Annotated in this window: 29 protein-coding genes; 11 read left to right on the plus strand and 18 right to left on the minus strand. The window is 71.6% G+C overall.

Translation table 11 applies throughout. The features are described 5' to 3' along the window. Positions 1-27 precede the first annotated feature (27 nt). The 5 genes from BM127_RS17530 to BM127_RS17550 all read right to left on the minus strand — a co-directional run bounded on the left by BM127_RS17530 (position 28) and on the right by BM127_RS17550 (position 4,813). Positions 28-1,314, minus strand: a complete 1,287-nt coding sequence (locus BM127_RS17530) for a glutamyl-tRNA reductase (RefSeq protein ID WP_091200641.1) — start codon at positions 1,312-1,314, stop codon at positions 28-30. Between the two features lie 76 nt (positions 1,315-1,390). Beyond that, a complete protein-coding gene (locus BM127_RS17535; protein ID WP_091200642.1) occupies positions 1,391-2,065 on the minus strand; it encodes a redox-sensing transcriptional repressor Rex in 675 nt (224 codons plus the stop codon). A 219-nt stretch (positions 2,066-2,284) separates the two neighbouring features. Continuing rightward, complete coding sequence (locus BM127_RS17540; RefSeq protein ID WP_091200644.1) at positions 2,285-3,019, minus strand: class I SAM-dependent methyltransferase; 735 nt, start codon at positions 3,017-3,019, stop codon at positions 2,285-2,287. Positions 3,020-3,029: 10 nt separating this feature from the next. Next, entirely contained in the window at positions 3,030-3,269 is a 240-nt protein-coding gene (locus BM127_RS17545; protein WP_091200646.1) for a glutaredoxin family protein, read from the minus strand. Beyond that, a complete protein-coding gene (locus BM127_RS17550; protein ID WP_091200647.1) occupies positions 3,266-4,813 on the minus strand; it encodes a class I adenylate-forming enzyme family protein in 1,548 nt (515 codons plus the stop codon). Before BM127_RS17550 ends, BM127_RS17545 begins: the two co-directional genes overlap by 4 nt. Positions 4,814-4,844: 31 nt before the next feature. Here BM127_RS17550 and BM127_RS17555 point away from each other — a divergent pair, with 31 nt between their 5' ends. The 4 genes from BM127_RS17555 (at position 4,845) to BM127_RS17570 (ending at position 9,487) form a co-directional block, all read left to right on the plus strand. Continuing rightward, positions 4,845-5,738: an HAD family hydrolase gene (locus BM127_RS17555; protein ID WP_091200649.1), complete on the plus strand. Its 894-nt coding sequence runs from the start codon at positions 4,845-4,847 to the stop codon at positions 5,736-5,738. Between the two features lie 78 nt (positions 5,739-5,816). Further along, positions 5,817-6,638 (plus strand): sigma-70 family RNA polymerase sigma factor, encoded by an 822-nt coding sequence (locus BM127_RS17560; RefSeq protein ID WP_091200652.1) that lies wholly within the window; start codon positions 5,817-5,819, stop codon positions 6,636-6,638. Positions 6,639-6,717: 79 nt separating this feature from the next. Further along, complete coding sequence (locus tag BM127_RS17565; RefSeq protein ID WP_091200653.1) at positions 6,718-7,971, plus strand: DUF5667 domain-containing protein; 1,254 nt, start codon at positions 6,718-6,720, stop codon at positions 7,969-7,971. 61 nt (positions 7,972-8,032) lie between these two features. After that, positions 8,033-9,487, plus strand: coding sequence for a DUF2029 domain-containing protein (locus BM127_RS17570; protein WP_101228923.1), 1,455 nt, complete (start codon positions 8,033-8,035; stop codon positions 9,485-9,487). A gap of 6 nt (positions 9,488-9,493) precedes the next feature. On the opposite strand, the gene BM127_RS17575 is transcribed toward BM127_RS17570, so the two are convergent. The 5 genes from BM127_RS17575 to BM127_RS17595 form a co-directional block, all read right to left on the minus strand. Beyond that, positions 9,494-10,705, minus strand: a complete 1,212-nt coding sequence (locus BM127_RS17575; RefSeq protein WP_231263177.1) for a lysophospholipid acyltransferase family protein — start codon at positions 10,703-10,705, stop codon at positions 9,494-9,496. After that, positions 10,698-11,675 (minus strand): NAD-dependent epimerase/dehydratase family protein, encoded by a 978-nt coding sequence (locus BM127_RS17580; RefSeq protein WP_091200657.1) that lies wholly within the window; start codon positions 11,673-11,675, stop codon positions 10,698-10,700. The genes BM127_RS17575 and BM127_RS17580 overlap by 8 nt, the downstream gene beginning before the upstream one ends. 11 nt (positions 11,676-11,686) lie before the next feature. Beyond that, a complete protein-coding gene (locus BM127_RS17585) occupies positions 11,687-11,788 on the minus strand; it encodes a 30S ribosomal protein bS22 (protein WP_008356322.1) in 102 nt (33 codons plus the stop codon). Between the two features lie 120 nt (positions 11,789-11,908). After that, complete coding sequence (locus BM127_RS17590) at positions 11,909-12,115, minus strand: helix-turn-helix domain-containing protein (protein ID WP_091200659.1); 207 nt, start codon at positions 12,113-12,115, stop codon at positions 11,909-11,911. Between the two features lie 179 nt (positions 12,116-12,294). Beyond that, positions 12,295-13,476: an acetoin utilization protein AcuC gene (locus tag BM127_RS17595; protein ID WP_091200661.1), complete on the minus strand. Its 1,182-nt coding sequence runs from the start codon at positions 13,474-13,476 to the stop codon at positions 12,295-12,297. A gap of 214 nt (positions 13,477-13,690) precedes the next feature. Here BM127_RS17595 and BM127_RS17600 point away from each other — a divergent pair, with 214 nt between their 5' ends. Together BM127_RS17600 and BM127_RS17605 are read left to right on the plus strand one after the other, a co-directional pair. Then, positions 13,691-14,182 carry a hypothetical protein gene (locus BM127_RS17600; RefSeq protein WP_139227783.1) on the plus strand — a complete coding sequence of 164 codons (492 nt, stop codon included), beginning with the start codon at positions 13,691-13,693 and terminating at the stop codon, positions 14,180-14,182. A 10-nt stretch (positions 14,183-14,192) separates the two neighbouring features. After that, positions 14,193-14,861, plus strand: a complete 669-nt coding sequence (locus BM127_RS17605; protein ID WP_198554393.1) for a TetR family transcriptional regulator — start codon at positions 14,193-14,195, stop codon at positions 14,859-14,861. Positions 14,862-14,865: 4 nt separating this feature from the next. Here BM127_RS17605 and proC read toward each other — a convergent pair whose 3' ends face one another. Together proC and BM127_RS17615 are read right to left on the minus strand one after the other, a co-directional pair. Next, positions 14,866-15,666 carry a pyrroline-5-carboxylate reductase gene (proC, locus tag BM127_RS17610; RefSeq protein ID WP_091200666.1) on the minus strand — a complete coding sequence of 267 codons (801 nt, stop codon included), beginning with the start codon at positions 15,664-15,666 and terminating at the stop codon, positions 14,866-14,868. Between the two features lie 65 nt (positions 15,667-15,731). Next, on the minus strand, positions 15,732-16,667 hold the full coding sequence (locus BM127_RS17615; protein ID WP_217642336.1) for a proline dehydrogenase family protein: 936 nt from the start codon (positions 16,665-16,667) through the stop codon (positions 15,732-15,734). 81 nt (positions 16,668-16,748) lie between these two features. On the opposite strand from BM127_RS17615, the gene BM127_RS17620 reads away from it, so the two are divergent. Further along, complete coding sequence (locus BM127_RS17620) at positions 16,749-17,114, plus strand: hypothetical protein (protein ID WP_091200668.1); 366 nt, start codon at positions 16,749-16,751, stop codon at positions 17,112-17,114. Here BM127_RS17620 and BM127_RS17625 read toward each other — a convergent pair. The 5 genes from BM127_RS17625 to BM127_RS17645 all read right to left on the minus strand — a co-directional run bounded on the left by BM127_RS17625 (position 17,111) and on the right by BM127_RS17645 (position 21,030). After that, the gene (locus tag BM127_RS17625) at positions 17,111-17,848 is read right to left on the minus strand and encodes an ABC transporter permease (RefSeq protein WP_091200670.1); all 738 of its coding nucleotides are present in this window, start codon (positions 17,846-17,848) and stop codon (positions 17,111-17,113) included. The genes BM127_RS17620 and BM127_RS17625 overlap by 4 nt on opposite strands. Positions 17,849-17,912: 64 nt before the next feature. After that, positions 17,913-18,632 carry an ABC transporter ATP-binding protein gene (locus BM127_RS17630; protein WP_091200672.1) on the minus strand — a complete coding sequence of 240 codons (720 nt, stop codon included), beginning with the start codon at positions 18,630-18,632 and terminating at the stop codon, positions 17,913-17,915. 58 nt (positions 18,633-18,690) lie between these two features. Further along, positions 18,691-19,284, minus strand: a complete 594-nt coding sequence (locus BM127_RS17635; RefSeq protein WP_091200674.1) for a TetR/AcrR family transcriptional regulator — start codon at positions 19,282-19,284, stop codon at positions 18,691-18,693. 7 nt (positions 19,285-19,291) lie between these two features. Then, the gene (locus BM127_RS17640) at positions 19,292-20,083 is read right to left on the minus strand and encodes a sugar phosphate isomerase/epimerase family protein (protein WP_091200676.1); all 792 of its coding nucleotides are present in this window, start codon (positions 20,081-20,083) and stop codon (positions 19,292-19,294) included. Between the two features lie 2 nt (positions 20,084-20,085). Continuing rightward, positions 20,086-21,030, minus strand: coding sequence for a Ppx/GppA family phosphatase (locus BM127_RS17645; protein WP_091200780.1), 945 nt, complete (start codon positions 21,028-21,030; stop codon positions 20,086-20,088). Between the two features lie 26 nt (positions 21,031-21,056). Between BM127_RS17645 and BM127_RS17650 the strand changes: the two genes are divergently transcribed. The 3 genes from BM127_RS17650 to BM127_RS17660 all read left to right on the plus strand — a co-directional run bounded on the left by BM127_RS17650 (position 21,057) and on the right by BM127_RS17660 (position 23,383). After that, the gene (locus BM127_RS17650) at positions 21,057-21,833 is read left to right on the plus strand and encodes a DUF3109 family protein (RefSeq protein WP_091200678.1); all 777 of its coding nucleotides are present in this window, start codon (positions 21,057-21,059) and stop codon (positions 21,831-21,833) included. Between the two features lie 116 nt (positions 21,834-21,949). After that, entirely contained in the window at positions 21,950-22,588 is a 639-nt protein-coding gene (locus BM127_RS17655) for a VOC family protein (RefSeq protein ID WP_091200680.1), read from the plus strand. 111 nt (positions 22,589-22,699) lie between these two features. Beyond that, complete coding sequence (locus BM127_RS17660) at positions 22,700-23,383, plus strand: class I SAM-dependent methyltransferase (RefSeq protein WP_091200683.1); 684 nt, start codon at positions 22,700-22,702, stop codon at positions 23,381-23,383. A gap of 13 nt (positions 23,384-23,396) precedes the next feature. On the opposite strand, the gene BM127_RS17665 is transcribed toward BM127_RS17660, so the two are convergent. Beyond that, positions 23,397-24,440 (minus strand): LacI family DNA-binding transcriptional regulator, encoded by a 1,044-nt coding sequence (locus BM127_RS17665; RefSeq protein ID WP_091200686.1) that lies wholly within the window; start codon positions 24,438-24,440, stop codon positions 23,397-23,399. A 527-nt stretch (positions 24,441-24,967) separates the two neighbouring features. On the opposite strand from BM127_RS17665, the gene radA reads away from it, so the two are divergent. Beyond that, the gene (gene radA, locus BM127_RS17670; RefSeq protein ID WP_175507440.1) at positions 24,968-26,365 is read left to right on the plus strand and encodes a DNA repair protein RadA; all 1,398 of its coding nucleotides are present in this window, start codon (positions 24,968-24,970) and stop codon (positions 26,363-26,365) included. Positions 26,366-26,431: the final 66 nt, after the last annotated feature.

Below are 26,431 nucleotides of genomic sequence, written 5' to 3' on the forward strand. Positions count from 1 at the left end.
GCGGAGGAGAAGAAGGTCGTGGGGTGGTCATTGCGGACCTTCTGCCCGGGTCATCGCGTCCACGGCCTCGGGGTCGAGGCGGAAGAGCTCGGCCAGCGCGGCGGTGTAGGAGACGGCCGGCTCGGCGTCGGCGAGCTCCTTGACGCGGACGGTCGGCTCGTGGAGCAGCTTGTCGGCGACGCGGCGCACGGTCTGGAGCACCTCGGCGCGGGTGGCCTCGTCCAGCGCAGGGAGGCGGGCAGCGAGGCGGGCCATCTCGGCGTCCACCACGGCGGTGGCCATCGAGCGCAGCGCGACCACGGTGGGCGTGACGCTCGCCTGTCGTCGTACGGCGAGGAAGGCGGTGATCTCCTGCCCGACGATGGTGCGTACGTCGTCGACGCCGGCGGTCGCCTCGAGGCCGCGCAGCTCGTCGGCGAGGCCGGCGAGGTTGACCAGCTCGACGCCCGGGAGGTCGGCCACGGACGGGTCGACGTCGTGGGGCAGCGCGAGGTCGATGACGGTCAGCGGGCGGTCGCTGCTGCCACGCGCGGTGACCAGGTCGCCCAGCCGCACGAGGGGCTCGGGCGCGCCCGTGCACGAGACGACGATGTCGGCCCCGACCAGCTCGTCCGCGAGCGCGGACAGCGGCACCGAGCCGGCGCCGTACTCGGCCGCGAGGCGGTCGGCGTTGGCGGAGGTGCGGTTGAGCACGGTGATGCTCGCGGCACCCCCGCGGCACAGGTGGGCCACGGCGAGCGATGCCATGGCACCGGCGCCGATCACGAGGGCGCGGGCACCGGCGACGGGGACCGTGCTGCGGTCGAGGGCAGCGCTGACGAGTGACGGCGCGGCGCGGTCGATGTCGGTCTCGGCGTGGGCGCGCTTGCCGACCCGCAGGGCCTGCTGGAAGAGCGTGTTGAGGGCCGGACCGACGGTGCCGTGCTCCTGGCCGACCCGCAGCGCGTCGCGGGTCTGGCCGAGGATCTGGCCCTCGCCGACGACCATCGAGTCGAGACCGGCGGCGACCTGGAAGAGGTGGGAGACCGCGCCCTCGTCGTAGTGGACGTAGAGGTGCGGCAGCAGGGCCTCGGTGGACTGCTCGGCGCGGGCGACGAGGAGGCCGGAGAGGTCCTCGACGCTGCCGTGGAAGCGGTCGACCTCGGCGTAGACCTCGAGGCGGTTGCAGGTGACGATCGCGGTGGCCTCGGTGACGTGCTCGCCGGCGACCACATCGGCGATCAGCTTGATCGTCGCGTCGGCGTCCAGGGCGAGCCGCTCGAGGAGCTCGACCGGGGCGGACTTGTGGGAGATCCCCACGACGAGGACGCTCATGGACGTACTCGCTTCGCTCGGTGCGCCCACGAGGCACATGACGCGCTGCACTGGATGGCTCGCTCGCTCCGCTCGCTCACGATGCGTCCTCCGATGCCGGAGCGATCGACTTGCGCTGCTCGTGGTAGGCGAGGATCTGCAGCTCGATGGACAGGTCCACCTTGCGCACGCCGACCCCGTCCGGCACCGACAGCACGGTCGGCGCGAAGTTGAGGATGCTGGTGATGCCGTTGGCGACCATCCGGTCGGCGACGGCCTGCGCAGCGATCGCGGGCGTGGCGATCACGCCGATCGAGACCGCGTGCTCGGCGACGATGGACTCGATGTCCTCGAAGGACCGGACGTCGAGGCCGGCGACGACCTCGTCCTTGCGTGTCGGGTCGGCGTCGAGCAGCGCCACGACCCGGAAGCCGCGGCTGCGGAAGCCCGAGTAGTTGGCCAGCGCGTGGCCGAGGTTGCCGATGCCCACGATGACCACGGGCCAGTCGTGGGTTACGCCGATCTCGCGGGCGATCTGGTAGCGGAGGTACTCCACGTCGTAGCCGACACCGCGGGTGCCGTAGCTGCCGAGGTAGGAGAGGTCCTTGCGCAGCTTGGCGCTGTTGACCCCTGCGGACACGGCGAGCTCCTCGCTCGAGCAGGTGGTCGTGCCCTCCTCGGCGAAGGACGTCAGGGCACGCAGGTACACGGGAAGCCGGGCGACAGTTGCCTCGGGAATGTCCCGGGCAGAGTCGGGGGTCCGTGCGGTCACAGCTGCTTCTTTCCAGTCCTCAGCGAACCTCGCGAGGACTCCGTCACTGTAGGAGTTTGTGAACGGGAGAACAAAACGAGACGAGCGGCGGCTAGCACATGTGAGATGACCCACCCCACGGGGGGGTCACCTCGACTTGCACACGGGCGGCTTGGAGGGGTACGACGCCCGGCTCCGGGGGTCGCGCGACAGGCGCCGGGGCGCCTGGGACCTCTCGGGCTAGGCAGGCGTCCAGCGCGTGCAGCTCGCCCGGTGCCGGATCGGCATCGAGTCGCGCCCTGCGGCGTCGCACACGCCCTGCAGCTCGGCGCGCGCCGACTCCAGCCACGCCTCGCGCTCGGCCGGATCCATGGCGATGGCCATCGAGGTGGTGGCGAGGTTGGCCGCACGGTGGTCCGGGGTCAGGTCCCACACCCAGTCGAACGCGGCGAACTCGAGCTCGTCGGGAGATGCGAGTGGCAGGCGCTGGCGTACGCCGTCGGCTCCGCCCTTCGTGGTCCGGTCGTACATGTCCGGTCCGGCGAGCGCGTGCTCCCACGGCTCGACGGGCTCGGCGACGACGTTCCACACCAGCCCGAGCCAGCCGCCCGGCCTCAGCACGCGTCGTACCTCCTCCATCGTGGCGACGGGGTCGAACCAGTGCCAGGCGTCGGCCACGAGGACGGCGTCCGCCGATCCGTCCGGGACGGGAAGGGCGGTCGAGTCGCTCGCACGACAACGGGCGTCGGGGTTGTTGCGGGCCAGGACCGCGCGCATCCGCGGGTCCGGCTCGACCGCGTCCACGTCGCAGCCGCGCTCCAGCAGCAGCGAGGTGAGCCGGCCCGTCCCGGCGCCGATCTCGACCACGCGCGCCGGAGGCGTAGGTGCCAGCCACGCGACCGCCTCGACGGGATAGGTCGGGCGCCAGCGGTCGTACTCCTCGGCCCTCTCGCCGAACGACAGCGCCCGACTCATCGACCGGCCGTCACCCGAGAGCCGCCCGCAGCCGTGCCTCGTCGACGCGCCAGAAGTCGTGCTGGGCGCCGTCGACGAAGGTCACCGGGATCTCGTCGCGGAAGCGGTCGCCGAGGTCGTCGTCGGTGTCGATGTCGACCTCGACCCACTGCTCCCCCAGGTCGTCGCACACCCGTACGACGACCTCGCGGGCCGCGTCGCAGAGGTGGCATCCCGGCCGCGAGTAGAGGGTGACGCGAGGACCGTTCACTCGAGCAGCCCGTCGATCCGCCGCCGCTCGATCCCGCGCAGGCGACCCTTCTGGACCTTGCCGGTGACGGTGAGCGGAAGCGCATCGACGATCTCGATGCGCGTGGGCTGCTTGAAGCGCGCCAGGCGGAGGACCGCGTGCGCCCGGACGGCGTCCTCGAGGTGGGTCATGGGACGCGAGGCGACGACGTAGGCCACCACCGCCTCGCCGGTCTGCGCGTCGGGGACACCGATCACCGCCGCGTCGGTGACGCCGTCCACCTCGCGGATCACGTCCTCGACCTCGGTCGGGTAGACGTTGAAGCCGCTGACGATGACCAGCTCCTTGACCCGGTCGACCAGGAACAGGTCGCCGCTCGCGTCGAGGAAGCCGACGTCGCCGGTGCCGTACCAGCCGTCTGCGTCGGGGCCGTCGGACCCGTCCGGCCAGTAGCCGCTGAAGAGGTTGTCGCCACGGACCTCGATCACGCCGGGGTCCTCGCCCTCGACGACGTGGTAGGTCTCGTCGACCAGCCGGAGCTCGATGCCGGGCAGCGCCGCACCCACCGACCCGGGCTGGTTCTCGCGGCTGCACAGCGTGCTCGTCACCACCGGAGCGGCCTCGGTCAGGCCGTAGCCCTGGTGCACCGGGATGCCGGTGATCGCGGTGAACCGCTCGATCACTCCGGGCTCGAGCGGCGCGGAGCCGGACAGCACGAGGCGCACCGGGCCGAGTCGCTCCTTGAGGTGCTCGTCGGGCAACCAGTGGGCGAAGACGGGCGGCGCGATCGGCACGACGCTGCACGCCTCGTCGTCGATGAGGTCGAGGACCCCCTGCGGGTCGAACTGCTCGACGAGCACGAGCCGCGCTCGGTGGCGCAGCACCCCGCCGAGGACGGCGTTGAGGCCGTAGACGTGGAAGAGGGGGAGCACGCCGAGCACCACGTCGTCGCCGTGCATCATCGGAGGCTCGACGGCCGCCACCTGCTCGATGTTGGCCAGCAGCGCGCGGTGGCTGAGCATCGCGGCTCGTGGCCGGCCGGAGGTGCCGCTGGTGTAGAGGAGGGCGGCCAGCCTCTCGGGGTCCGGCAGCGGCGGCACCGGTCGTACGACGTCCGCGCGCAGGTCGGCGAAGGCCACCTCACCGTCGTCGGGCTCTGCACCTGTCACCACCACGACCGGCCGCGGAGCATCCCCCAGCTCGACGAGCGCAGCGCGTACGACGGCTCGCGCGGTGTCGTCGACGACGACCATTCGGGTGCCGGAATCGGCGATCATCCGGGCGAGCTCCCCGGACGTCGAGCGCGGGTTGACCGGGACCGCGACGACCTGGGCCCGCAGCACCCCGAGGTAGGCGGTGACGAACTCGATCCGGTTGCCGACGACGACCATCACCCGCTGCCCGGCACGGATGCCGTGGGACCCCAGGCCGGTCGCGATCCGGGCGACCTCGTCCTCGAGACCTGACCAGGTGAGGGTCCGGCCGCCGGTCTCCACGAGGGCCTGCCGGTCGGGCACGTCCGCGGCCGCCTCGGCCACGAAGGCAGAGATGTCGTTGCGCGGCATGCGCCGATACTTCCACAGCTAGGCTGACCGGGTGACCCGGTCCGAGCGTCCCAAGCGGCTCAACCTGCAGCAACGATCCGCACTGGCCGGCGAGGCGGCGGCGGCATCCGCGGAGGTCGAGAACGCGCTGATGACCCCCAGCGACCTGACCGCGGCCGCCTTCTTCGACGTCGACAACACGGTCATGCAGGGCGCCAGCATCTTCCACCTCGCCCGCGGCCTGCACCGTCGCAAGTTCTTCACCACCCGCGAGATCGCGGGGGCGGCCTGGAAGCAGGCCTACTTCCGGATCGTGGGCGTCGAGGACCCCGAGCACGTGGCCGAGGCGCGGTCGTCGGCGCTCTCCTTCATCGCCGGTCACACCACCGCCGAGCTCGAGGAGCTCGGCGAGGCGATCTTCGACGAGGCGATGGCGCACCGGATCTGGCCCGGCACCCGGGCCCTGGCCCAGCTCCACCTCGACGAGGGCAAGCGGGTCTGGCTGGTCACCGCGGCCCCCATCGAGATCGCCAGCATCATCGCCCGCAGGCTCGGCCTCACCGGCGCGATGGGCACCGTCGCCGAGCACGTCGACGGCGTCTACACCGGGCAGCTCGTCGGTGACCTGCTGCACGGACCCGCCAAGGCGGAGGCGATCAAGGCGCTGGCCGCCCGCGAGGGTCTCGACCTCGCGCGCTGCTCGGCCTACTCCGACTCCAGCAACGACCTGCCGATGCTGTCCATGGTCGGCGACCCCTGCGCGATCAACCCCGACGCCCGCCTGCGCGCCCACGCCAAGGCGCAGGGCTGGCGGATCCATGACTACCGCACGGGTCGCAAGGCGGCCCGCGCGGGACTGGTCGCGGCGGCCGTCGCCGGCGCGGTGACCGGTGCCGTCGCGGCCGGCGTGAGCGTCCGCGGTCGCGACCGCTCGGCACAGATGTAACTCATAGTTACTCACGGGTTCACAAGACACTCCCTGCCACTTATCGTGGAGACTGCTGCAACCGGGGAGGGAATCCGCATGCGGTCATCAGACGGCCTCGAGCACTCGCTCGAGGAGGGGCTCGACGCGCTACGGCGCGCGGTGTGGGCTGCCCTCTCGCCGCAGGTGCTCCTGGCCGGGACCGCGTCCCCCGGCTCCGCATCGATCCCCGCGCGCGGGCCAGCCGGCCGTTCGGGACCGGGCACCCAGGGACCGGGTGCCCAGGGACCGGGCACCCCGGGACCCGGCGCCTCCGGTCCGGTCGGCGACGAGGACCAGGCCACCTCCTCCGAGGTCGACGAGGCCGAGCGCGACCGCCTGATCGCCCTGGTCGAGCTGGCCCGCGCCGGGGACAAGGACGCCTTCGGCCTGCTCTACGACCACTACCAGGCCTCGGTCTACCGCTTCCTCTACTACCGCACCCGCTCCCAGGTGCTGGCCGAGGACCTCACGTCCGAGACCTTCTTCCGGGCGCTGCGGAGCATGAACAACTTCCGCTGGCAGGGCAAGGACTTCGGCGCCTGGCTGATGACCATCGCCCGCAACCTCACCACCGATCACTTCAAGGCCGGTCGCACCCGCCTCGAGATGACCACCGAGGACATGACGCCGCACGACGACGCCACGGAGGGGCCCGAGAGCGCGGTGCTCGCCGGGCTGACCAACGAGGCGCTCCTCAAGGCCCTCACCGAGCTGCCGACAGAGCAGCGCGAGTGCCTCATCATGCGTTTCCTGCAGGGGCTGTCGATCGCCGAGACGGCGCTGGCGCTCCGCCGGTCCGACGGCGCCGTCAAGCAGCTCCAGCTGCGCGGCGTACGCAATCTGGCCAAGCTGCTGCCGGAGGGGTTGAGAGACACGTGAACTCACCCGTAACCCGCGGCTCGTCCCGCTCGTTCGTCTGTGTGGGAGGACCCACCAGCAGTGAGACAGGACGAGCACCATGACAGCCCCATTCTCGGCACGCCGACGTGCCGACGAGTTCGAGGCACTCCTCTCCCGAGATCCCGGCACGCCGCTCACGGAGCGTGATGCGGAGCGTTTCACCGCCCTCCTGGACGTCGTGTCCGACCTGCGCGCGATCCCGGAGGTGGCACCGCGCGCCGAGTTCGTGAGCTCGCTGCGCGAGCGCCTGATGGTCGAGGCCGACACGGCCCTCCTCCAGCAGCCCGCTGCGCCGTCGCGCCTCGCGATGCCGGTCACCACCCGCGCCCGCGACCGGCGGGTCGCCACGCTGCTCGGCGGGGCCGCCCTCGTCGGCGCCACCGCGACCATGGCCGTCGCTGCCCAGACCGCGCTCCCGGGCGAGTCGCTGTACGGCGTCAAGCGCGGCATCGAGTCCGCCCAGGTCCGGTTCGCCGACGACGACACTGCCCGCGGCCGCGCGCTGCTCGCCCAGGCCGACACCCGCCTCACCGAGCTCGAGGAGCTCACCGCGGGCGAGGGCGGCAACGCCATGCTCATCCCCGACACCCTCGACGCCTTCACCGAGCAGTCGGGCCAGGGAGTCCGCAGCCTGCTCTCGGCGTACGACCGCAACGGTTCCGACGCCGACGTGCAGCGTGCGCGCGACTTCACCACCGAGAGCATGGACCGCCTGAGCGCCCTCCAGGGTGTCGTGCCCGAGAGCGCGCGCGACGAGCTCCTCGCCGCCGGCCGGACCCTCACCGACCTCGACACGGAGATCGGGAGCGCCTGCCTGTCCTGCTCCGGGGGGATCACCACGACGCCCGACTTCCTGCTCGCCAGCGTCGCCGCGCCCGACCTGCTCACCGGGCTGGACAGCGACGAGCTGTCCCTCGAGGCGGCGCCGGTCTCCGGTCAGGACGTCACCGGGATCGAGATCCCGAAGGCGCTCCAGTCCCCCGAGACGCTGCTGCCGACAGCGAGCCCGACGTCGACCCCGAGCCTCGCTCCCGAGGTCCCCGACCCGACCACGCCGACCAAGGGCCCCGGCGACCAGGTCAAGGACGCCACCGACGGGGTCAAGGACGGCGTCAAGGACGGGGTCGACGACGTCACTGACACCACCGGTGATGTCGTCGAGGGTCTCGACGACGCCACGGGCGGTGCGATCGGCGGCCTGACGAGCGGCGTCGACGACGCCACCGGCGGCCTCATCGGCGAGGTGACCGGGACCCTCGACAACCTCACCGGCGGCACGCTCGACAGCGCGACCGGCGGGCTCCTGCCCTGATCGCCCGGCCGCCCGCCCGACCGGTTGCGGTCCTGGTCCGGTGCACACATAGCCTGTCGCCATGATGCGGAGGCTCGGACGACCTGCACCCTCGCCCGACGGTGCCACCGACACCGCAGGAGGGCCGTCGCGCCTCGTGTGGACAGCGCTCCTCGGGTCACTCCTCGTGCTGTTCTTCTGCTACACCTACAACGACAACGTGATCACCACGCTGCACGGGATGAACGTGTGGAGCGCCCTGCGTGAGGGGGAGCTGCCCCGCTTCTACTCCTACAACGCCGACGTCACGCCGAGCAGCACGGACTTCCACACCGCGCCCATCAGCTACGGCTTCGGCATCTACCTCGTCTTCGCCGTCTGGAACTTCCCGCTGTGGCTCCTGCAGGAGTACGCCGGGGTCGACGTCTTCGACTCCGTCCTGTGCCTGGCCTGGGCCAAGGCGATCACCCTGCCGTTCCTCGCGGGCTGCTTCTGGGCCGTCGGACGCCTGTGCCAGACGCTGGGCGTCGACCGCGGGCGTACCCGCTGGGCACAGTTCATGTTCCTGTCCTCGGGCCTGACCGTCGCCGCCGTGTTCATCATGGGTCAGTACGACGTCATCCACCTGTTCCTGACCCTGCTCGGCCTCGACCTCCTCCTGCGCGGCAGGTACCGGTACTTCCTCCTCTGCCTGGCGGGCGCCGTGGCGCTCAAGCTCTTCCCGCTGTTCGTGTTCCTGCCCGTGCTGCTCCTCCGCGAGAAGCGCTACCTCAGGATCCTGGCCGCCCTGGCGGCGGCCGTCTCCCTCACCCTGGTCCTCAAGGTGCCGTTCCTCTGGGACTCGGAGTTCTCCTCCGCGCCCGGTGACGGGTTGATCCGCGGCATGGTCCTCGCCAACCCGCTCCCGTTCGGCATCACCGGTGCGCCGGCGTTCCCGCTCCTGTTCGGCATGCTGTGCATCGCCTGCTTCGTGCTGCGACCGGAGCCCGAGCGCCTCGCGAGGGCCACCGTCTACGCCGCGTTCGCAGGCGTGGCGCTCTTCTTCCTGGCAACCCCTGCCTACCCCTACTGGTTCGTGATGCTCACGCCCTTCGTGGCGATCGTCTGGGCCGTCGAGGCCGGTCGCGGGAGGGACCTGGCGACGCTGGACCTCGCCCTGATCGCCGTGACCCTGCTCATCCACCAGATCTACTACTCCTGGTGCTTCGACCTCACCGTCGTCCGACCCATGGCGCTGGCCGCCCTGCTGACCCCGGTGGACGACCTGGCGGTCCCGATGTCACCGGCGGGCATCTACGCGAGCCTGGGCCTGACGCCCTACCTCAGTCTCCTCACCTCGGCGTTCGCGGCACTCCTGATCGCGGTGCTGGTGCTCGGCTACCCCCGCAGCCACCCGGAGACGCTGTCCCCTGCCGGAGTGGACGGGCCCGAGCGTCGGGTGCTCGTCGTGCGCGCCGCCGTGGGGCTCGGGATGTGCGCGATCCCGGCGGCGGTCTACCTCTACACGCTCGTCGCGCACGGCACGGTCGGCGCGTAGCGACGATCAGCTGAAGACGCCGTCGCGCTCTCGGAGCAGGTCGAACAGGGTGTGCTGGATGGTCTCGCGCACCTGGTCGGTCACGTTGAACACCAGCATCGGGTCCTCGGCCTCTGCGGCGTCGTAGGAGTCGGTGCGGATCGGCTCGCCGAACTCCAGGATCCACTTCGACGGCAGCGGCACCATCCCGAGCGGGCCCAGCCACGGGAAGAACGGCGTGATCGGGATGTAGGGGACGCCCAGGAGCCGCGCCAGCGACGGCACGTTGCCGACGAGCGGGTAGATCTCCTCGGCTCCGACCACCGAGAGCGGGATGATGGGTACGCCGGTGCGCAACGCGGCCGACACGAAGCCGCCCCGGCCGAAGCGCTGCAGCTTGTAGCGCTCGCTGAACGGCTTGCCGATGCCCTTGAAGCCCTCGGGCCACACGCCCACGAGGTCGCCGCCGGACAGCATCCGCTCGGCGTCCTCGGTGCACGCGAGCGTGGCGCCGCCCTTGCGCGCGAGCGAGCTGACGACCGGCATCTTGAAGACGAGGTCGGCACCGAGCGGACGCAGGAAGCGGTGGGCGTTGTCGTGCACGGCCAGCATGGTCATCAGGCCGTCGAGGGGCACGGTGCCGGAGTGGTTGGAGACCACCAGCGCTCCGCCCTCGGCGGGGATGTTCTCCAGCCCACGCACCTCGAGCCGGAACCACTTCTCCGCGACGGGCCGGAGGGCCGCCATGAAGAAGCGCTCGGTCAGCTCGCGGTCGAAGCCGTAGTCGTCGACCTCGTAGTCGCCCTCCAGCCGCCGGCGCACGAATGCCATCAGCTCGGCCAGGCGACGCTCCCAGTCGTCGCCGAAGACGTCCTTGGCAGCGCCCTGGGCTGCTGCGAGCCAGTCACCGACGGGGATGCCGGTCCTGGGCGGTGGTCCAGCCACCTTCTCCCCCGCGCCAACGGTGGCGGGGCCACCGCTCGCTGCCGGGTCCTGGAAGGGGGGTGCGTCAGCGACCTTCACCCGGGGCACTTCGGTGGCTGGGCCACCGCCGGACGGACGCTTCTTCGCGGACGCCTTCTTCGCTGCCGGCCTGACGGCCGGCTTGACGGCCGGCTTCTTGGCCGAGGGTGCGAGGTTGCGAGCGGCGGAGGAGGGCCGGGCGCTGCCGGAGCCGCGACCCGGGCGACCGCCGGTGCCGATCGGGATGACGACCGCGTCGCGTGCCTCCTCAGCCACGACCGGCTCCTTCGAGCGGAGCCGGCGCGAGGTCGCGGCAGAAGTCGGCGAACGCCGCAGCCGTCGAGTACGCCGGCTCGAAGCCGAGCTGGGTGCGCATCCGGGTGGTGTCCACACCACGACCGTAGGTGAGGAACACCAGCTGCTCCGGCGAGAAGTCCGAGATCCGGGCCTGGCGCATGGTGGCGCCGAGGCGGCCGACGGCGAAGCGCGGCATCGCGACGGACGGCGTGCCGAGCCGGCGTACGGCCTGGCTGAGCGTCAGCAACCCGTCGCCGGCGACGTTGAAGGTGCCGGGGGCTCCGGTGACGGCCGCGTGCCGCAGCACGCGCAGCAGGTCGTCCTCGTGGAGGAACTGCAGGCGCGGGTCGAAGCCCAGCACCCGCGGGATCACCGGGAGGCGGAAGTAGTTGGTCAGCGGACTGACGACGTGGGGACCCACGACGTTGGCCGCGCGGATCAGGGTGACGTCGACGTCGGGGCGGCGGCGCGCGAAGCCGCGGACGTAGCCCTCGATCTCGTAGACGTCCTTGGCATAGCCGGACGACGGCAGCCGCTTGGGGCCCATGTCCTCGGTGAACATCGCGGGGTCGCGCGGGCTCGAGCCGTACACCGTGGTCGTCGACTTCACGACGAGGCGCTCGACCGTCGTCGACTTCTGGCACGCAGCGAGGAGCTGCATGGAGCCGATGACGTTGAGCTCCTTCATCGTCCCCCGACCGCCGGCCGAGCCGGGGGTCGCGATCACGCTCATGTGGACGACCGTGTCGACGTCCTCCTTGGCGAGGACCTTGGCGATGACCGGGTTGCGGATGTCAGCGCGGACGAAGGAGACGTCCCCGATGTCGCCCCGCGGGGGTACGACATCCACCCCGATGACTCGCTCGATGGACGGGTCGCCGGCCGCGGCGCGCGCGAAGCGTCGCCCTATGTCCCGGGATGTCCCGGTGACCAGCACGACCCGCCCCATGGTCGAGGGTGTTACTTGCCGAGCTTGCGGCGCTGGACGCGCGTCTTCTTGAGCAACTTGCGGTGCTTCTTCTTGGCCATGCGCTTGCGCCGCTTCTTGATGACAGAACCCACGTGGATCAGACCTTTCCTTGCGGCCGACACCTGTCGGCCGGACCCGCCCACCCTACTTGGCAGTGGTGGGCAGAGCGGAATCGCGTCAGTCCGGTGGATCGACGAGGCCGGCCGGGCGGCTCAGCCTGCGTTGTAGAAGCTCTTGCGGAGGTACTCGTTGACGTCGTCCTCGGTCACCCGGAACGACCGGCCCACGCGGACGGCCGGCAGGTCGCCGCCGTGCACGAGGCGATAGACGGTCATCTTCGAGACGCGCATCTTCGACGCCACCTCGGCAATGGTCAGGAAGTGGGCCTCGGACATGTCGCCAGGGGTGTTCGCAGCCATGGTGCACCGTTCCTTCTGCGCGGGACGGCGCCGGCGTCCTCGCCGGCGTCACAGGCGTGCCGCTCTGGGTGAGAATAGGGCTCCCGTGACGGGTGGGGAAGAGGAACGCCAGAGAAACTTGTGTGACTGGCGGCGTGTCGGGTTGATTCTTTACCGATCGAGGCGGTCGGCGGAACGCCCTAGGGCAGTGGATCCAGCCCGTGGAGCGGGAAGATCTCCATCCGGGTCGCGTGGATCGCGCGGTCCAGCCAGGCGTCGGGGTCGTAGCCCGACGACCAGTCGCGGTAGGCCGGCGTACGCCCGTCCGTCATGCGGTGCGGCGCGGTCGCGCCCAGCACCTCCTCGACGTACGCCCGCCACGCCGGCGGTGTCGCCACCCCGGGCTCGAGGGGGCGTCCGCCGGCGATGGCGATCAGGTGGACCCAGGCACGCGGGACCACGTCGACGATCGAGTAGCCGCCGCCCCCGGTGACCACCCAGCGGCCGTCGGCGACCTCGTGGGCGAGCTCGTGGAGGGCGAGGTAGGCCGCGCGCTGTCCGTCGATGCTGAGCATCATGTGCGCCAGCGGGTCGTTCATGTGGGAGTCGCAGCCGTGCTGGGTGACGAGCACGTCGGGCCGGAACTCGCGCAGCACCGGAGGCACCACGGCATGGAAGGCGCGCAACCACCCCGCGTCGGAGGTCCCGGGAGGGAGCGCCACGTTGACCGCGGTCCCCTCGGCGCCCGGACCGCCGGTGTCGGCGGGGAAGCCGGTGCCGGGGAACAGCATCTGGCCGGTCTCGTGCAACGAGATCGTCAGCACCCGCGGGTCGTCGTAGAAGATCTTCTCGACCCCGTCGCCGTGGTGGACGTCGATGTCGACGTAGGCCACCCGCTCGGCGCCGTCGGCGAGCAGCTGCGTGATCCCGACGGCCACGTCGTTGTAGATGCAGAAGCCCGCCGCCCGGTCGGGCATCGCGTGGTGGAGGCCGCCGGCGATGTTGACCGAGTGCAGCGACTCCCCGCTCCACACCTGGCGTACGGCCTCGAGCGTGGCGCCGACGACGTGCGCGCTGGCGAGGTGCATGTCCTTGAAGACGGGGTCGTCGTCGGTCCCGAGCCCTCGGGACGGGTCCACCCAGCCCGGCGTCGTACCGGCCATCGTGACCGCCTCGATGAGCGCCTCGTCGTGGACCGTCGCGATCTGCGCGGAGGTCGCCATCGGCGCATCGACGCGCTTGAGGCCGTCCAGCACGCCGAGCTCGTCGGCGAGCCGCATGGTCAGGTCGACGCGGACCGGGGACATCGGGTGCGTGGGCCCGAAGTTGTAGTCGGTGAGTGTCGGGTCGAACACGATCGACGTGGGCCCGGCGCACTCCATGTGGCGGACGTTACCCCTGCCCAGGCCCCCGTCCGGCCCGCGGGACGTCTTGAACGTGTTCAATTTTTGTGGCACCCTTTCTTGAACACGTTCAACAAGGAGGACGCATGGTCACGAGGGCATCGCGTTGGCGGCCACAGGTCCTCTGGCTGCCCATGGGCGGGCTGCTCGGCGCCCTCGCCGGCGGCTCCCTGTGCGGCGGTCCTCTCGCCCGGTGGCTGGCGGGACTCCACCCGCCCCGACCGCAGCAGGTGTCGCGGTGACCGGCGGCTACCGGGTCGAGTGGCGCTGGTTCCTCATGGGTCCGCTCCTCGGATATGTCTCGGGCCTGGTCGCAGTCGCCCTGGTGGGCGTCCTGCCCTGGCCACCGCTCCTGCTGCTGACCGTGCCTCTCGGGCTGCTGGTCGGCGGACCGATCGGCGCCGCCGTGGGACTGGTCGCCGGCGTGCCACTGGCCCTCCTCGTCGGCCCCCACCTGAGCCTGCGCACCGCGGTGTTCCGCGCAGCCGCGCTGGGCGCCGTCATGCCCCCGGCCGTGCTGCTGCTCGGGGTCGCGCTCGTCCCGGCACTGCCGTGGACCGACGGCGGTCTCGCCTCGAGCATCACCTGGCTCGGGGCGTACCCCTATGGCGCGGCCGCCGTCCTGGGCGGACTCGTGGCGGCGCGGACCGCGCAGGTCGACATGCCCCGGACCGGGCTCTCCTAGGGTGGCGACCGTGCCCGACAAGCGAACGAGCAAGGCGACGCAGACCCGCGCCACGATCGTCGACGCCGCGATGACGCTGTTCCGTGCCGGCGGCTACGACGCGACCACCATGCGCGCGATCGCCGACGAGGCGGGCGTGTCCCTCGGCAACGCCTACTACTACTTCTCCGGCAAGGAGGAGCTCGTCCAGGCGTTCTACGACCAGATCCAGGTCGAGCACGCGGCGGCCGCGGAGTCGGCGTACGCCACTCCCGTCTTCGCCGAGCGCCTGCGTGCGGTGATGGAGTCGTTCATCGACGTCGCCGAGCCCTTCCACGACTTCGGCGGCCAGTTCTTCAGCAACGCCGCCGACCCGCGCTCGCCCCTCTCCCCCTTCTCGGAGGAGTCCGCGCCCGCCCGGGAGGCGAGCACGGCGCTGATGCGGCGCGCCGTCGAGGGCTCGGACCTCAGGGTCGCACCGGCCCTGCGCGAGGAGCTGCCCGACCTGCTGTGGCTGCTGCACATGGGAGTGGTGCTGTTCTGGGTGTACGACGACAGCGCGGGCCAGCGGCGTACGCGCACGCTGGTCGCCGGTCTCGTGCCGATCGTGGACCGGTCGATCCGACTCACCCGGCTGCCACTGGTGCGCGGGCTGGTCGACGACGGGCTAGGGCTCGTGCGTCAGCTGCGCGGAGCCTGACGGGTCAGGAACCCTCGGCCAGCTCGCGCGAGCGGTTGCGGGCCGCCTCCATGGCGGCGAGGAACGCAGCCCGGACCTTGTGGATCTCGAGCTCCCGCAGCGCAGACGCGGTCGTGCCTCCCGGCGAGGTGACCTGCTCGCGCAGGACGACCGGGTGTGTGCCGGTCTCGCGCAGCATCGCGGCCGACCCGACGAGGGTCTGGACGACCAGCTCGGTGGCCGTGGCGCGGGGCAGGCCGAGGTGCACGCCGGCTTCGATCATCGACTCGACGACGAAGAAGATGTAGGCCGGACCGGACCCGGAGATCGCGGTGACCGCGTCCATCTGCTTCTCGGGGATGCGGAGCACCTTGCCGGTCGAGGCCATCAGCGACTCGGCCTCGGTCAGGTGGGACTCGTCGCAGTGGGAGCCCGGCGCGATCGCCGCCATCCCCTCGTCCACAAGGGCAGGGGTGTTGGGCATGACGCGCACGACGGCGACGCCCTCCGGGACGCGCGACTCGATGAAGGCGGTGGTGATGCCCGCCGCGAGCGAGACGATCAGCTGGCCGGGGCGCAGCTCGCCGGCGATCTCGTCGAGCACGTCGCCCATGTCCTGCGGCTTGACCACCAGCGCGACGGTGTCGGCCTTGGCGGCCGCCTCACGGTTGGAGACGACGGCGACGCCGTACCTCTCCTCGAGCTCGCGGGCCCGCTCGGCGCGCTTCTCGCCGACCATCAGCTGGTCGACCCGGCGGCCGGCTCGCACGAGCCCGGACAGCAGGGTCTCCCCCATCACGCCGGCGCCGATGATCGCTGTGCTCATGACCGCAATCTATCCCCACCCAGAGACTGCGACGCGCCTGCTTCTTCGCCGCAGACGCTGCGGGCTCACTTCTTGGAGACGAGCGAGCGCGCGAAGAAGGCGAGGTTCTGGGGCTTCTCGGCCAGGCGGCGCATGAGGTAGCCGTACCACTCGGTGCCGTAGGGGATGTAGACGCGCATCGTCTCGCCGGCGGCCGCGAGGCGCTTCTGCTCGTCGGGGCGGATGCCGTAGAGCATCTGGAACTCGTAGGTCCCCGGGCGGCGGCCGAAGCGGCTCGCGAGCGAGGAGGCGATCTGGATCATCCGCGGGTCGTGCGTGGCGATCATCGGGTAGCCCTGACCGGCGAGCAGCACCTTGAGGCAGCGTACGTAGGACTTGTCGATCTCGACCTTCTCCTGGAAGGCCACCGCCTCGGGCTCCATGTAGGCGCCCTTGCACAGCCGCACGCGCGAGCCCTCGTAGGCCAGCGCCCGGCAGTCGGCCTCGGTGCGGTGGAGCATCGCCTGGAGCACTGCACCGGTCTCGGGGAAGTCCTTGCGGAGCTCGCGCAGGATCGAGAGCGTCGAGTCGGTGGTGGTGTGGTCCTCCATGTCGAGGGTCACCGTCGTGCCGGCGTTGCGGGCGGCGCGGCAGATGTCGCGAGCGTTCTCGAGCGCGACCTTGTGACCGTTGTCGGGGAGGAACTGCCCGATGGCGCTGAGCTTGACCGACACCTCGGCGTGCGCGGCGAGGCCGCGCGACGCCAGCTCCGACAGGACGTCCTTGTAGGCGGCGACCGTGGCCTCGGCCTGCGCGGCGTCGGTCGTGTCCTCGCCGAGGTAGTCCAGCGTCACCTGCAGCCCGTCGTCAGCGAGCTCGGAGGTCGCGCGGACGGCGTCGGCCGTGGCCTCGCCGGGGACGTAGCTGGTGACGATCCCGCTGGAGACGGGCATGGTCGAGACGAGCTTCTTGACCCCCTGGCTGCGGGCGAGGAGGAGGATCGGCTGACGGAGCAAGGACATGGTCGAAGGCTACGCCGATCACCACCGAACCTTCACAGGTCCTCCACCCATGTCGCGCCGTCGGACGCCTAGCGTCGGACCATGACCTCCACCACCGCGCCGACCGGGCGCTACGTCCTCGCCCTCGGCGTCTCGCTCGCCACCGTCCTCTTCCTGGTGCTGGGCATCGGCGCGCTCGGCATCATCGGCGACGGCGACCGCGACGCGATCTACCTCGCGGCGCCCGCGGTGGCCCTGATCGTGGCCGTGGCCACCCGTTTCAGCCCGCGCGGGATGGCCCTCGCGGCAGGCGCCGCGGCCGGCACCACGGTCGTCGCCGGAGTCGTGGCGGTCGTCATCGTCGCGCTCGACCGGGAGTCGGCCTCGCTCCTCGACGTGGCGATGCTGACCGGGATGTACGCCGGGCTCTTCGCCGTCGCCGGCTGGCTGTTCTGGCGCGTCGGCTAGGGCGTACGTCGGCGCAGGGTCGCGGCGCCCAGCACCAGCGCGGCGAGGGCGAAGCAGGCCACGATCGCGATCGATCGCCACACCTCGCCCTGGTCGGCGTCGCCGACGAGCTCCTGCATGGCGTCGACGGCGTACGACAGCGGCAGCACGTTGCTGATCGCCTCGAGCACCGCCGGCATCTGGTCTCGCGGCACGAAGAGGCCGCAGAGCAGGATCTGCGGGAGCACGAACGCCGGCATGAACTGCACGGCCTGGAACTCGGTCGTCGCGAACGCACTCACCAGCAGCCCGAGCGCGGTGCCGAGGACGGCGTCGACGACCGCCACGACGCCGAGCAGCCAGACCGGTCCGTTGACGTCGAGACCGAGCAGCCCGACGCTGACCGCCACCGCGAGCGCCGACTGGACCGCGGCGAGCAGCCCGAACGCGAGGGCGTAGCCGAGGAGGAAGTCGAGCTTGCCCATCGGCATCGTCAGCAGTCGCTCGAGGGTGCCGGACGAGCGCTCACGCAGGGTGGTCACGCTGGTCACCAGGAACATCACGATGAAGGGGAACATCGCCAGCAGTCCGGGGCCGAAGCGGTCGAAGAGGTCACCCGGCAGGTCCTCGAACATCCACCACAGCAGGCTGATCAGCACGCACGGGACGACGAGCAGCATCGCGAGCGTGCGGTGGTCGCGGCGGACCTGGGTGAGGACGCGGCCGGCGACGGCCCACGTGATCCGGGGGCTCATCGTGCGGTCCCTGCGGCGTGGCTCTGGGGAGCGGAGCGGCGGAGAAGGAGGTCGTGGGGTGCGTTCACGCCGCCTCCTCCGTGCCCTCGACCATGTGGAGGAACGCGTGCTCGATGTCGGCAGCGCCCGTGCTCTCGCGGATCTCGTCCGGCGAGCCGTCTGCGATGATCCGCCCCTCGCGCATCAGCAGCAGCCGGTGGCAGCGCTCGGCCTCGTCCATGACGTGGCTGGAGACCAGCACCGCTGCTCCACCGTCGGCGAGACGGTGGAACAGCTCCCACAGGTCGCGCCGCAGCACCGGGTCGAGCCCGACCGTGGGCTCGTCGAGCACCAGCAGGTCGGGGGTGCCGAGGAGTGCGACCGCGAGGCTGACCCGGCTGCGCTGGCCGCCGGAGAGCCGTCCGACGACCTGTTGGCGCTGGTCGGCGAGGCCGACTACCTCGATCGCCTCGTCCGCCGACGACCGGTCGACGCCGAGCACCCGGGCGAAGAACCCGAGGTTCTCCGCCACCGTCAGGTCGTCGTACACGCTGGCGGCCTGGGTGACGTAGCCGATCCGGGTGCGCAGCGCCGCGCTGCCGGCGGGCTCGCCGAGCACCTCGACCGACCCCGAGGCCACCTGCTGCGCACCGACGAGGGCGCGCAGCAGCGTGCTCTTGCCGCACCCGCTCGGCCCCAGCAGGCCGGTGACACCCGCGGTGACGCCGAGCGAGATGGCGGGCAGCACCTCCCGCCCACCTCGTACGACGGTCAGGTCACGTACCTCGATGACGTTTTTCATCATGTGTTGAATTGTGCGCGCGGCCGGGTGCCGGGTCAACCCCTGCGCAGGCGTACGTCGGTCAGGCCAGGTCGCCGGTCAGGTAGTGCTGGAGCACCGGTCCGACCCGCGCCACGACGTCCTCGGCCGGCATCTGCGCCATCGGCGGCAGGGCCACGACGTAGCGGGTGACGATCAGCCCGACGATCTGGCTGGCGACGAGCGGCACCCTGACCTCGGGACGATCCTTCACCAGCTGCGCGAGCACGGGCCCGACGACGACCGGGATGAACCCGTCCTTGAGCAGCCGCCCGCCGTCCTCGTTGAGGACCGAGCGGACCACCGCGAGCAACCGCACCTGGATCTCCGGGTCGTCCCACACCGACAGGAAGGTCCGCAGCAGCCGCTCGCCCGCGCCGTCCGGGCCCGCCGCGACCACCGGGGCCAGCACCGCGCGGGGGTCGACCGGGATCTCGAGCGCGGCGACGAAGAGGTCGTCCTTGGTGCCGAAGTAGTGGTGCACCAGCGCCGGGTCGACGCTCGCCGAGGCCGCGACGGCACGGATCGTCGTACCGCGGAAACCCTTCTCGGCGAACGACGCCCGCGCAGCGGTGAGCACCTCGGCGCGCGTGTCCGGCGCGCCCGGTCTGCGACCGCGGGCCGTACGAGGTGTCACCGGGACGTCACGGGGTCGTCACGGCCAGGTGCTCGCGGGCGAACTCCAGCGACTCGCGCAGGTCCGCCTCCCGCTCGGCGCGGTCCGCACACCGACGGGTGTTGATCTCCAGCACGACGTGACCGCCGAAGCCGGTGCCGGCCAGGTGGCGCAGGAAGGCCTCGGCACCCATGACGCCGCGACCGGGTACGAGGTGCTCGTCCTTCGCCGAGCCGGTGCCGTCGGTGAGGTGGATGTGGCGCAGCCGCTCCCCCATCCGGTCGGCCATCTCGATGACGTCGCTGCGCGCGATCGCGGCGTGGGACAGGTCGATCGTGGTGTTGGCGTAGTCCTCCTGGCTGGGGTCCCAGCCGGGGAGGTACATCTCCATCCCGCGGCGCGAGGAGGCCCGCCACGGATACATGTTCTCGACCGCGAAGGAGATCCCGGTGCGTGCCTCGAGCGACGCGATCCCCTCGACGAAGCCGGCGGCGTAGTCCTTCTGCCACCGGAACGGCGGGTGCACGACGACCACGTCGGCGCCCACCGCCTCGGCCATCTCGGCCGACTTCTCCAGCTTGCCCCAGGGGTCGGTGCCCCAGACGCGCTGGGTGAAGAGCAGGCAGGGCGCGTGGACCGCGCAGATCGGGACCTCGTGGTGCTCGCTGAGCTTCTTGACCGCATCGATCTGCTGGCTCAGCGCATCGATGCCGACCATCACCTCGACGGCGTCGTAGCCCAGCGACGCCGCCCAGCCGAAGCCGTGCGCCGTCGACTCGGGATAGACCGAGGCCGTGGACAGTCCGATGAGCGGGGCCATCGTCAGCGGGGCCTCCTGACCACGGAGATCTGGTCGAGGCGTTCGAGGATGACGCCCTCGCGCAGCGCCCACGGGCAGATCTCGAGGGCGCTGAGGTCGAAGATGTCCATGCACGCCTCGGCGACCAGCGCCCCGGGCACGATCTGGTGGGTGCGGCTCGGCGAGACGCCGGGCAGCGCCGCGAGCTCGTCGGAGGAGAGCGCCATGAGCTTGGGGATCCAGTCCGAGAGGGTGGCGAGCTCGAGCACCCGCGGGACCAGCGGTCCGTCGCCGCTCGGCGCCGCACCGCAGATGCGCGCGAGGGAGCGGAAGGTCTTCGAGGTGGCGGCCGCGCGGTCCGGCACGCCGGGGCGCAGCAGGTGCCCGGCGTCGCGGGCGATCTCGGCGCGGATCTTCTTGCGGAGCTCGCGGATCTCGGACTCGTCGGGCTGACCGCCTCGAAACCACAGGCGCGCCATCCGCGCCGCCCCGAGCGGGAGCGACCAGGCGACGTCGGGTGCCTCGTCGGTGCCGGCCGCGATCTCGAGGGAGCCGCCGCCGATGTCGAAGACCGCCAGCCGGCCGGCCGACCAGCCGAACCAGCGGCGTACGGCCAGGAACGTGAGCCGCGCCTCGTCCTCACCGGAGAGCACCTCCAGCTCCACGCCGGTGTGCTTCTCGACGTGGGCGAGGACCTCGTGGGAGTTGACCGCGTCGCGCACCGCCGAGGTGGCGAAGCCGAGCATCTCCTCGCACCCCTTGTCGTCGGCGATCTCGGTGGCCGAGGCGCAGAAGTCGGTGAGGGCATCGATGCCCTCCGGCGTGACCGCGCCGTCCTTGTCGAGGTGCTCGGCCAGGCGCAGCGCCTGCTTGTGCGAGCTGGCGGGCAGCGGCGCGGCACCACCGTGCGCGTCGACCACCAGGAGGTGGCCGGTGTTGGAACCGATGTCGAGGACGCCCAGCCGCATGCCCGCCACGCTACTAGGGTTCACCCGTGCCCGAAGTCGACCTGGTGTTCCCCCGCGCGTTCGTCGAGTTCGCCGACCCCGCCGACGAGGGGCAGGTGTTCCGCTGCGACCTGACCTGGCTGACGTCGGCCTACATGTGCATCTTCGGGCAGGGGTGCCAGGGGATCTACGCCGACGCCCCCGACGTCGGCTGCTGCACCCTCGGCGCGCACTTCGCCGACAAGGACGACGAGAAGCGCGTCGCCGGCTTCGTCGCCCAGCTCACGCCCGACGACTGGCAGCTCCATCCCGGCCGGTCGGTCAAGAAGTCGGACTGGATCGAGACCGACGACGACGGCGAGCGCAAGACGCTGGCAGTGGAGTACGACGGTCAGCAGGCGTGCGTGTTCCACAACCGCACCGACTTCGCTCCCGCCGACGGTGGCGGCGGTGCCGGCTGTGCCCTGCACGGGCTGGCGCTGAGGCAGGGCCGCAACCCGCTGGAGACCAAGCCCGACGTGTGCTGGCAGCTGCCGATCCGCCGCCAGTACCGCACCGTCGAGGTGCAGGACGGGACGTCCTACGTCGAGGTCTCGATCGGGGAGTACGACCGCCGCGGCTGGGGCCCCGGCGGCCATGACCTCGACTGGTACTGCTCGGGCAACACCGAGGCGCACGTCGCCCTCGAGCCGGTCTTCGTCACCCACGAGGCGGAGCTCGTGGAGCTGATGGGACGCGAGGCGTACGTCGAGCTGACCCGTCACTGCGAGGCGCACGTGCGCTCGCGATCGGCCCTCGCGCTCCACCCGGCCGACCCGCGCTGACGAGACGCGTCGACCCGGTGCACCGCCACACCCTGACCACCCAGTGAGATCGCTCGACGTCAAGAGAACCCGACCCCGGTGTCAGGGGTTGCAGGACACGGGCACAGAATCTCTGCATGCGCCTGGATCACGTCAGCTTCGCCGCCGGACCTGATGGACTTGCCAGCACCGCCCAGCGCATCGGGGGGCTGCTCGGCACGGACTTCATCGTCGGCGGCGTACATCCCCGCTTCGGCACCCGCAACATGACCCTGCCCCTCGCGGGTGGCGTCTACATGGAGATCGTCGAGGTGCTCGACCACCCGGCCAGCGACAAGGCCCCCTTCGGCCAGGCCGTGCGCGCCCGGTCCGCCCTCGGTGGCGGCTGGATGGGCTGGGTCGTCGCCGTCGACGACATGGCCTCCGTCGAGCAGCGCCTGGGTCGCGAGGCCGTGAAGGGCAACCGGCACCGGCCCGACGGCACCGAGCTGCTGTGGCAGCAGGTCGGCGTCAACGGCCTGATCTCCGACCCGCAGCTCCCCTACTTCATCAGCTGGTCCAGCCCGGCCGAGCTTCACCCCGGCTTCGGCGCCAGCGGCGACTTCTCCCTCGCGTGCCTCGAGATCGCCGGCGACTCGCAGCGGGTCAGCGAGTGGCTCGGCGAGACCGTCGAGTCGCCGCTCGAGGACGTGAAGGTCGAGTGGGTCGCCCCCAACGGCACCCCCGGCATCGTCGCGGTCCAGCTCCAGACCCCCAACGGCCTCGTGCGCATCTGAGACGAGCAGCGCCGAGCGAGGAACGAGCTCGTCGCGTGGGCTCAGCCAGATTGAGCAAGGCCCACGACCGAGGCACGAGGTCGTGACGGGCGCGTCGAAATCCCCCCTCCCATGAAGCCTCGCCCCTCCCCCAACATCTGGCACACCCCCGAGCTCTACGAGCTCGAGAACCGCGCCGCCGACCCGCACGGCCGGATCGTCGCCGCGATGCAGGAGATCGGCGACTGGACCGGTCGCACCCTCCTCGACGTCGGCTGCGGCACCGGCTTCCACCTCCCCCTGTGGGCGGGATCTGCGGCGCAGGTGGTCGGGGTCGAGCCGCACCCTCCGCTGGTGTCGCTGGCGAGGCGTCGTACGAAGAAGCTGAAGAACGTCACCGTGCTCAAGGGCATGGCCGAGTCGCTGCCGCTCGCGGACGCGTCGGTCGACGTGGTGCACGCGCGGTGGGCCTACTTCTTCGGGCCCGGCTCGGAGCCGGGCCTGCGCGAGCTCGACCGGGCCGTACGCCGCGGGGGCACGGCGTTCGTGATCGACAACGACGGGACCCGATCCACCTTCGGCGGCTGGTTCCGGCGCGGCTACCCCGAGGTCGACCCCGCCGCGGTGGAGCGGTTCTGGGCGACCCACGGCTGGAGCCGGCGGGAGATCGACATGGGCTGGTCCTTCGACTCGCGCGAGGCCCTCGAGGCCGTCGTACGCATCGAGCTGCCGCCCGCAGCCGCCGAGGAGGCGCTGGCCTCGCACACCGGGACCGAGGTCGACTACGCCGTCAACCTGTGGTGGCGCGAGTTCTAGCAGCCCGCGCGGGTCAGCTGGACTCGCGGATCGCGAGCGTCGGAGTGAGCAGGACGCCCCGCGACTCGACCGGCTGGTGCGACAGCAGCGCCCGCAGGGTGCGGACGATCTCGACCGCCACGTCCTCGAGCGGCTGGCGTACGGACGTCAGGCCCACGGGGTAGACCTGTGCCACCTGGGAGTCGTCGAAGCCGACCACCGCGATGTCGGTGCCCGGCGCGAGCTGGCGGATCCAGAGCGTGTGGAGGACACCCATGGCGAGAGTGTCGGACGCGCAGACGAAGGCGGTGGGCGCCGACTCGTCGAGGAGCACGGCAGCCGCCTCGGCACCGCTGTGCACGACGTCCTCGACGCGGGAGGCCAGGCCCGTGGTCGGCAGGTTGTTGGCGTGCATCGTCGAGAGCCAGCCGGAGCGGCGGTCCTCACCGATGGGCGAGTCCTTGCGCCAGCCGATCCAGGCGATGCGGGAGTGCCCCCGGTCGATGAGGTGCTGCGTGGCGAGGGCAGTGCCGGCCGCGCCGTCGACATCGACCCAGACGTGCCGGGCGACGTCGTCGTCCCAGGGGCGCCCGAAGGCCACGAAGGGCGCCCGCTGCTGGGTGAGCCAGGTCGCCTGAGGGTTGCCGAGATAGGTGTCGGTGACGACGAACGCGTCGACCGCGGTCGAGCGCAGGAGGTTGTCGTAGCCGCCGATCGGGTCCTCGTCGTCGCCCGGGAAGAGCAGCACCGCGTAGCCGGCCTCCTCGCTGGCCTCGACCAGCGAGTGCACGAACCGGTCCATCATCGCGTTGGCGGTGCCCTCCTGGGCCGGGGTGAACCGGAGCCCGATCAGCGAGGACGTGCGGGTGCGCAGGTTGCGGGCGGCGCGGTTGGGCGAGTAGCCGAGCTCGGCGATCGTCTGCCGGACCCGTACGAGGGTGTCCGGACGCAGCAGGTCGGGGTTGTTGACCGCGTTGGAGACCGTCTGCCGCGAGACACCGGCGCGCTCCGCGACGTCGGCGAGGGTCGGCGGCGTGACCGGCAGCTGGCTGCCCGGTCGGTGGTCGCTGCGCCCCATCTCGCCCCCTTGATCGATCCAACGAGCGTCAGCATAGGACGCAGCGGTCCCTCCGGCTTCACCGGAAAGGACGAAGGGCCCTCGCGAGTATGAGTCGCAAGGGCCCTTCTGGTGACCGGATCATGTGACGACCTCCGGTCGACGTCTCTTCTCCGTTGATCCCCGCGGGTGCGTCACCCAGCCGCGTCGGTCGGTGCGCCGAAGCGCCCCGCCCGGATGGATCCTCGTCTCCGAGTCATCCCGCCTCCCCTTGCGGGGTGGCGTAGGAGAAGTTCTACGGGGTCCGGACCCGGGCGCGCAAGGGCCTCGACCGGGGCGATCCGCCCTCCCCAGCTCGTCCCCGGATCAGGTCCCTTCCTCCCCAGCCCGGTGGCTGCTCGTCCACAGATTTCGGGCCTGCTCCACAGGTTCGGAGCGCCTCCTGTGGAGAGGTGGTCCGGACCAGTGGAGCGACCGGCGCGACGTCGTACGTCGGCGGGCGCGCGCCGCGGACCGCGGTGTCGGTGCCCTGACCTAGCGTGGCGTCCATGTCCACCACCAAGGCGAAGGTCCGTCCCTCCTACCGCTGCTCCGAGTGCGGGTGGGAGACGGGCAAGTGGGTCGGGCGCTGCGGTGAGTGCCAGGCGTGGGGGTCGGTCGCCGAGGCCGGTGCCTCGACGATGCGCGCCGCAGCCGGGCCCGTGTCCACCCCCGCGGTCCCGATCGGGCAGGTGTCGACCAACGAGTCGGTGGCGCGCCCGAGCGGCGTGCCCGAGCTGGACCGGGTGCTGGGTGGCGGGCTGGTGCCCGGAGCGGCGATCCTGCTGGCCGGAGAGCCGGGCGTCGGCAAGAGCACGCTGCTGCTCGAGGTCGCCGCCCAGACCGCGCGCGTGCGCCAGCGCACCCTCTACGTCACCGGCGAGGAGTCGGCCGCCCAGGTGCGGCTGCGCGCCGACCGCACCGGCGGGGTCCACGACGAGCTGTTCCTCGCCGCGGAGACCGACCTCGGCGCCGTGCTGACACACATCGAGGAGGTCCGCCCGACCCTGCTGGTCGTCGACTCCGTGCAGACCATCGCCGCCTCCGGCATCGACGGGGTGCCGGGCGGGGTCACGCAGGTCAAGGAGGTCGCAGCGGCCCTCATCCGTGTCGCCAAGACGCGCAACATCACCACGGTCCTCGTCGGCCACGTGACCAAGGACGGGTCCATCGCCGGGCCGCGCGTGCTCGAGCACCTCGTCGACGTCGTCCTCCACTTCGAGGGCGAGCGCAACTCCCGCTTCCGGATGCTGCGGGCGATGAAGAACCGCTACGGCCCGGTCGACGAGGTCGGCTGCTTCGACCTGTCGTCCGAGGGCATCTCCGCGGTCACCGACCCCACCGGGCTCTTCATCGAGCACCACACGCAGGACGTCTCCGGCACGTGCGTCGCGGTCACCATGGAGGGCCGTCGGCCGCTGCTGGCCGAGGTGCAGGCGCTCCTGACGCCCTCACCGCTCGAGCGCCCACGCCGTACGGTCTCCGGCGTCGAGTCGTCCCGTGTCGACATGGTGCTCGCCGTCCTCCAGCGCCACGCGCGCCTGCGCATCGCCGGCAGCGACACCTTCGTCGCGACCGTCGGCGGCGCCAAGCTCAACGACCCGGCCGCCGACCTCGCCATCGCGGTCGCCATCGCCTCCTCCCACCTCGGCGTGCCGGCGCCGCGCGGCGCGGTGGCCATCGGGGAGATCGGCCTGGCCGGTGAGCTCCGACGGGTGCGCGACCTTCCCCAGCGCATCGCCGAGGCCGCCCGACTGGGCTTCAAGGTCGCGGTCGTCCCCCGCGGGCGCACCCTCCCCAGCGAGCGCGGCATCCCCGCCCGGCGGATGGTCGAGGAGCTCCGGGTGGTCGAGGTGGACGACGTGTTCGGCGCGCTGCTCACGCTCGACCTGACGCCTCCGCTCTAGCCGTCCGCCGCGGCGCCGTCGGCGGCGCGGCGTCGACGGATCGGCGGATCCGGGTCGCTCGCCCCT

Source organism: Nocardioides alpinus (genome assembly GCF_900112035.1).
Lineage (GTDB): Bacteria > Actinomycetota > Actinomycetes > Propionibacteriales > Nocardioidaceae > Nocardioides > Nocardioides alpinus.

Excerpts from the sequence above, each read along its gene's own strand:
- BM127_RS17530 (WP_091200641.1), bottom strand. The coding sequence starts at position 1,314 with ATGAGCGTCCTCGTCGTGGGGATCTCCCACAAGTCCGCCCCGGTCGAG.
- BM127_RS17540 (WP_091200644.1), bottom strand. The coding sequence starts at position 3,019 with ATGAGTCGGGCGCTGTCGTTCGGCGAGAGGGCCGAGGAGTACGACCGC.
- BM127_RS17550 (WP_091200647.1), bottom strand. The coding sequence starts at position 4,813 with ATGCCGCGCAACGACATCTCTGCCTTCGTGGCCGAGGCGGCCGCGGAC.
- BM127_RS17560 (WP_091200652.1), top strand. The coding sequence starts at position 5,817 with ATGCGGTCATCAGACGGCCTCGAGCACTCGCTCGAGGAGGGGCTCGAC.
- BM127_RS17565 (WP_091200653.1), top strand. The coding sequence starts at position 6,718 with ATGACAGCCCCATTCTCGGCACGCCGACGTGCCGACGAGTTCGAGGCA.
- BM127_RS17570 (WP_101228923.1), top strand. The coding sequence starts at position 8,033 with ATGATGCGGAGGCTCGGACGACCTGCACCCTCGCCCGACGGTGCCACC.
- BM127_RS17580 (WP_091200657.1), bottom strand. The coding sequence starts at position 11,675 with ATGGGGCGGGTCGTGCTGGTCACCGGGACATCCCGGGACATAGGGCGA.
- BM127_RS17590 (WP_091200659.1), bottom strand. The coding sequence starts at position 12,115 with ATGGCTGCGAACACCCCTGGCGACATGTCCGAGGCCCACTTCCTGACC.
- BM127_RS17595 (WP_091200661.1), bottom strand. The coding sequence starts at position 13,476 with ATGGAGTGCGCCGGGCCCACGTCGATCGTGTTCGACCCGACACTCACC.
- proC (WP_091200666.1), bottom strand. The coding sequence starts at position 15,666 with ATGAGCACAGCGATCATCGGCGCCGGCGTGATGGGGGAGACCCTGCTG.
- BM127_RS17615 (WP_217642336.1), bottom strand. The coding sequence starts at position 16,667 with ATGTCCTTGCTCCGTCAGCCGATCCTCCTCCTCGCCCGCAGCCAGGGG.
- BM127_RS17620 (WP_091200668.1), top strand. The coding sequence starts at position 16,749 with ATGACCTCCACCACCGCGCCGACCGGGCGCTACGTCCTCGCCCTCGGC.
- BM127_RS17625 (WP_091200670.1), bottom strand. The coding sequence starts at position 17,848 with ATGAGCCCCCGGATCACGTGGGCCGTCGCCGGCCGCGTCCTCACCCAG.
- BM127_RS17630 (WP_091200672.1), bottom strand. The coding sequence starts at position 18,632 with ATGATGAAAAACGTCATCGAGGTACGTGACCTGACCGTCGTACGAGGT.
- BM127_RS17640 (WP_091200676.1), bottom strand. The coding sequence starts at position 20,083 with ATGGCCCCGCTCATCGGACTGTCCACGGCCTCGGTCTATCCCGAGTCG.
- BM127_RS17645 (WP_091200780.1), bottom strand. The coding sequence starts at position 21,030 with ATGCGGCTGGGCGTCCTCGACATCGGTTCCAACACCGGCCACCTCCTG.
- BM127_RS17655 (WP_091200680.1), top strand. The coding sequence starts at position 21,950 with ATGCGCCTGGATCACGTCAGCTTCGCCGCCGGACCTGATGGACTTGCC.
- BM127_RS17660 (WP_091200683.1), top strand. The coding sequence starts at position 22,700 with ATGAAGCCTCGCCCCTCCCCCAACATCTGGCACACCCCCGAGCTCTAC.
- BM127_RS17665 (WP_091200686.1), bottom strand. The coding sequence starts at position 24,440 with ATGGGGCGCAGCGACCACCGACCGGGCAGCCAGCTGCCGGTCACGCCG.
- radA (WP_175507440.1), top strand. The coding sequence starts at position 24,968 with ATGTCCACCACCAAGGCGAAGGTCCGTCCCTCCTACCGCTGCTCCGAG.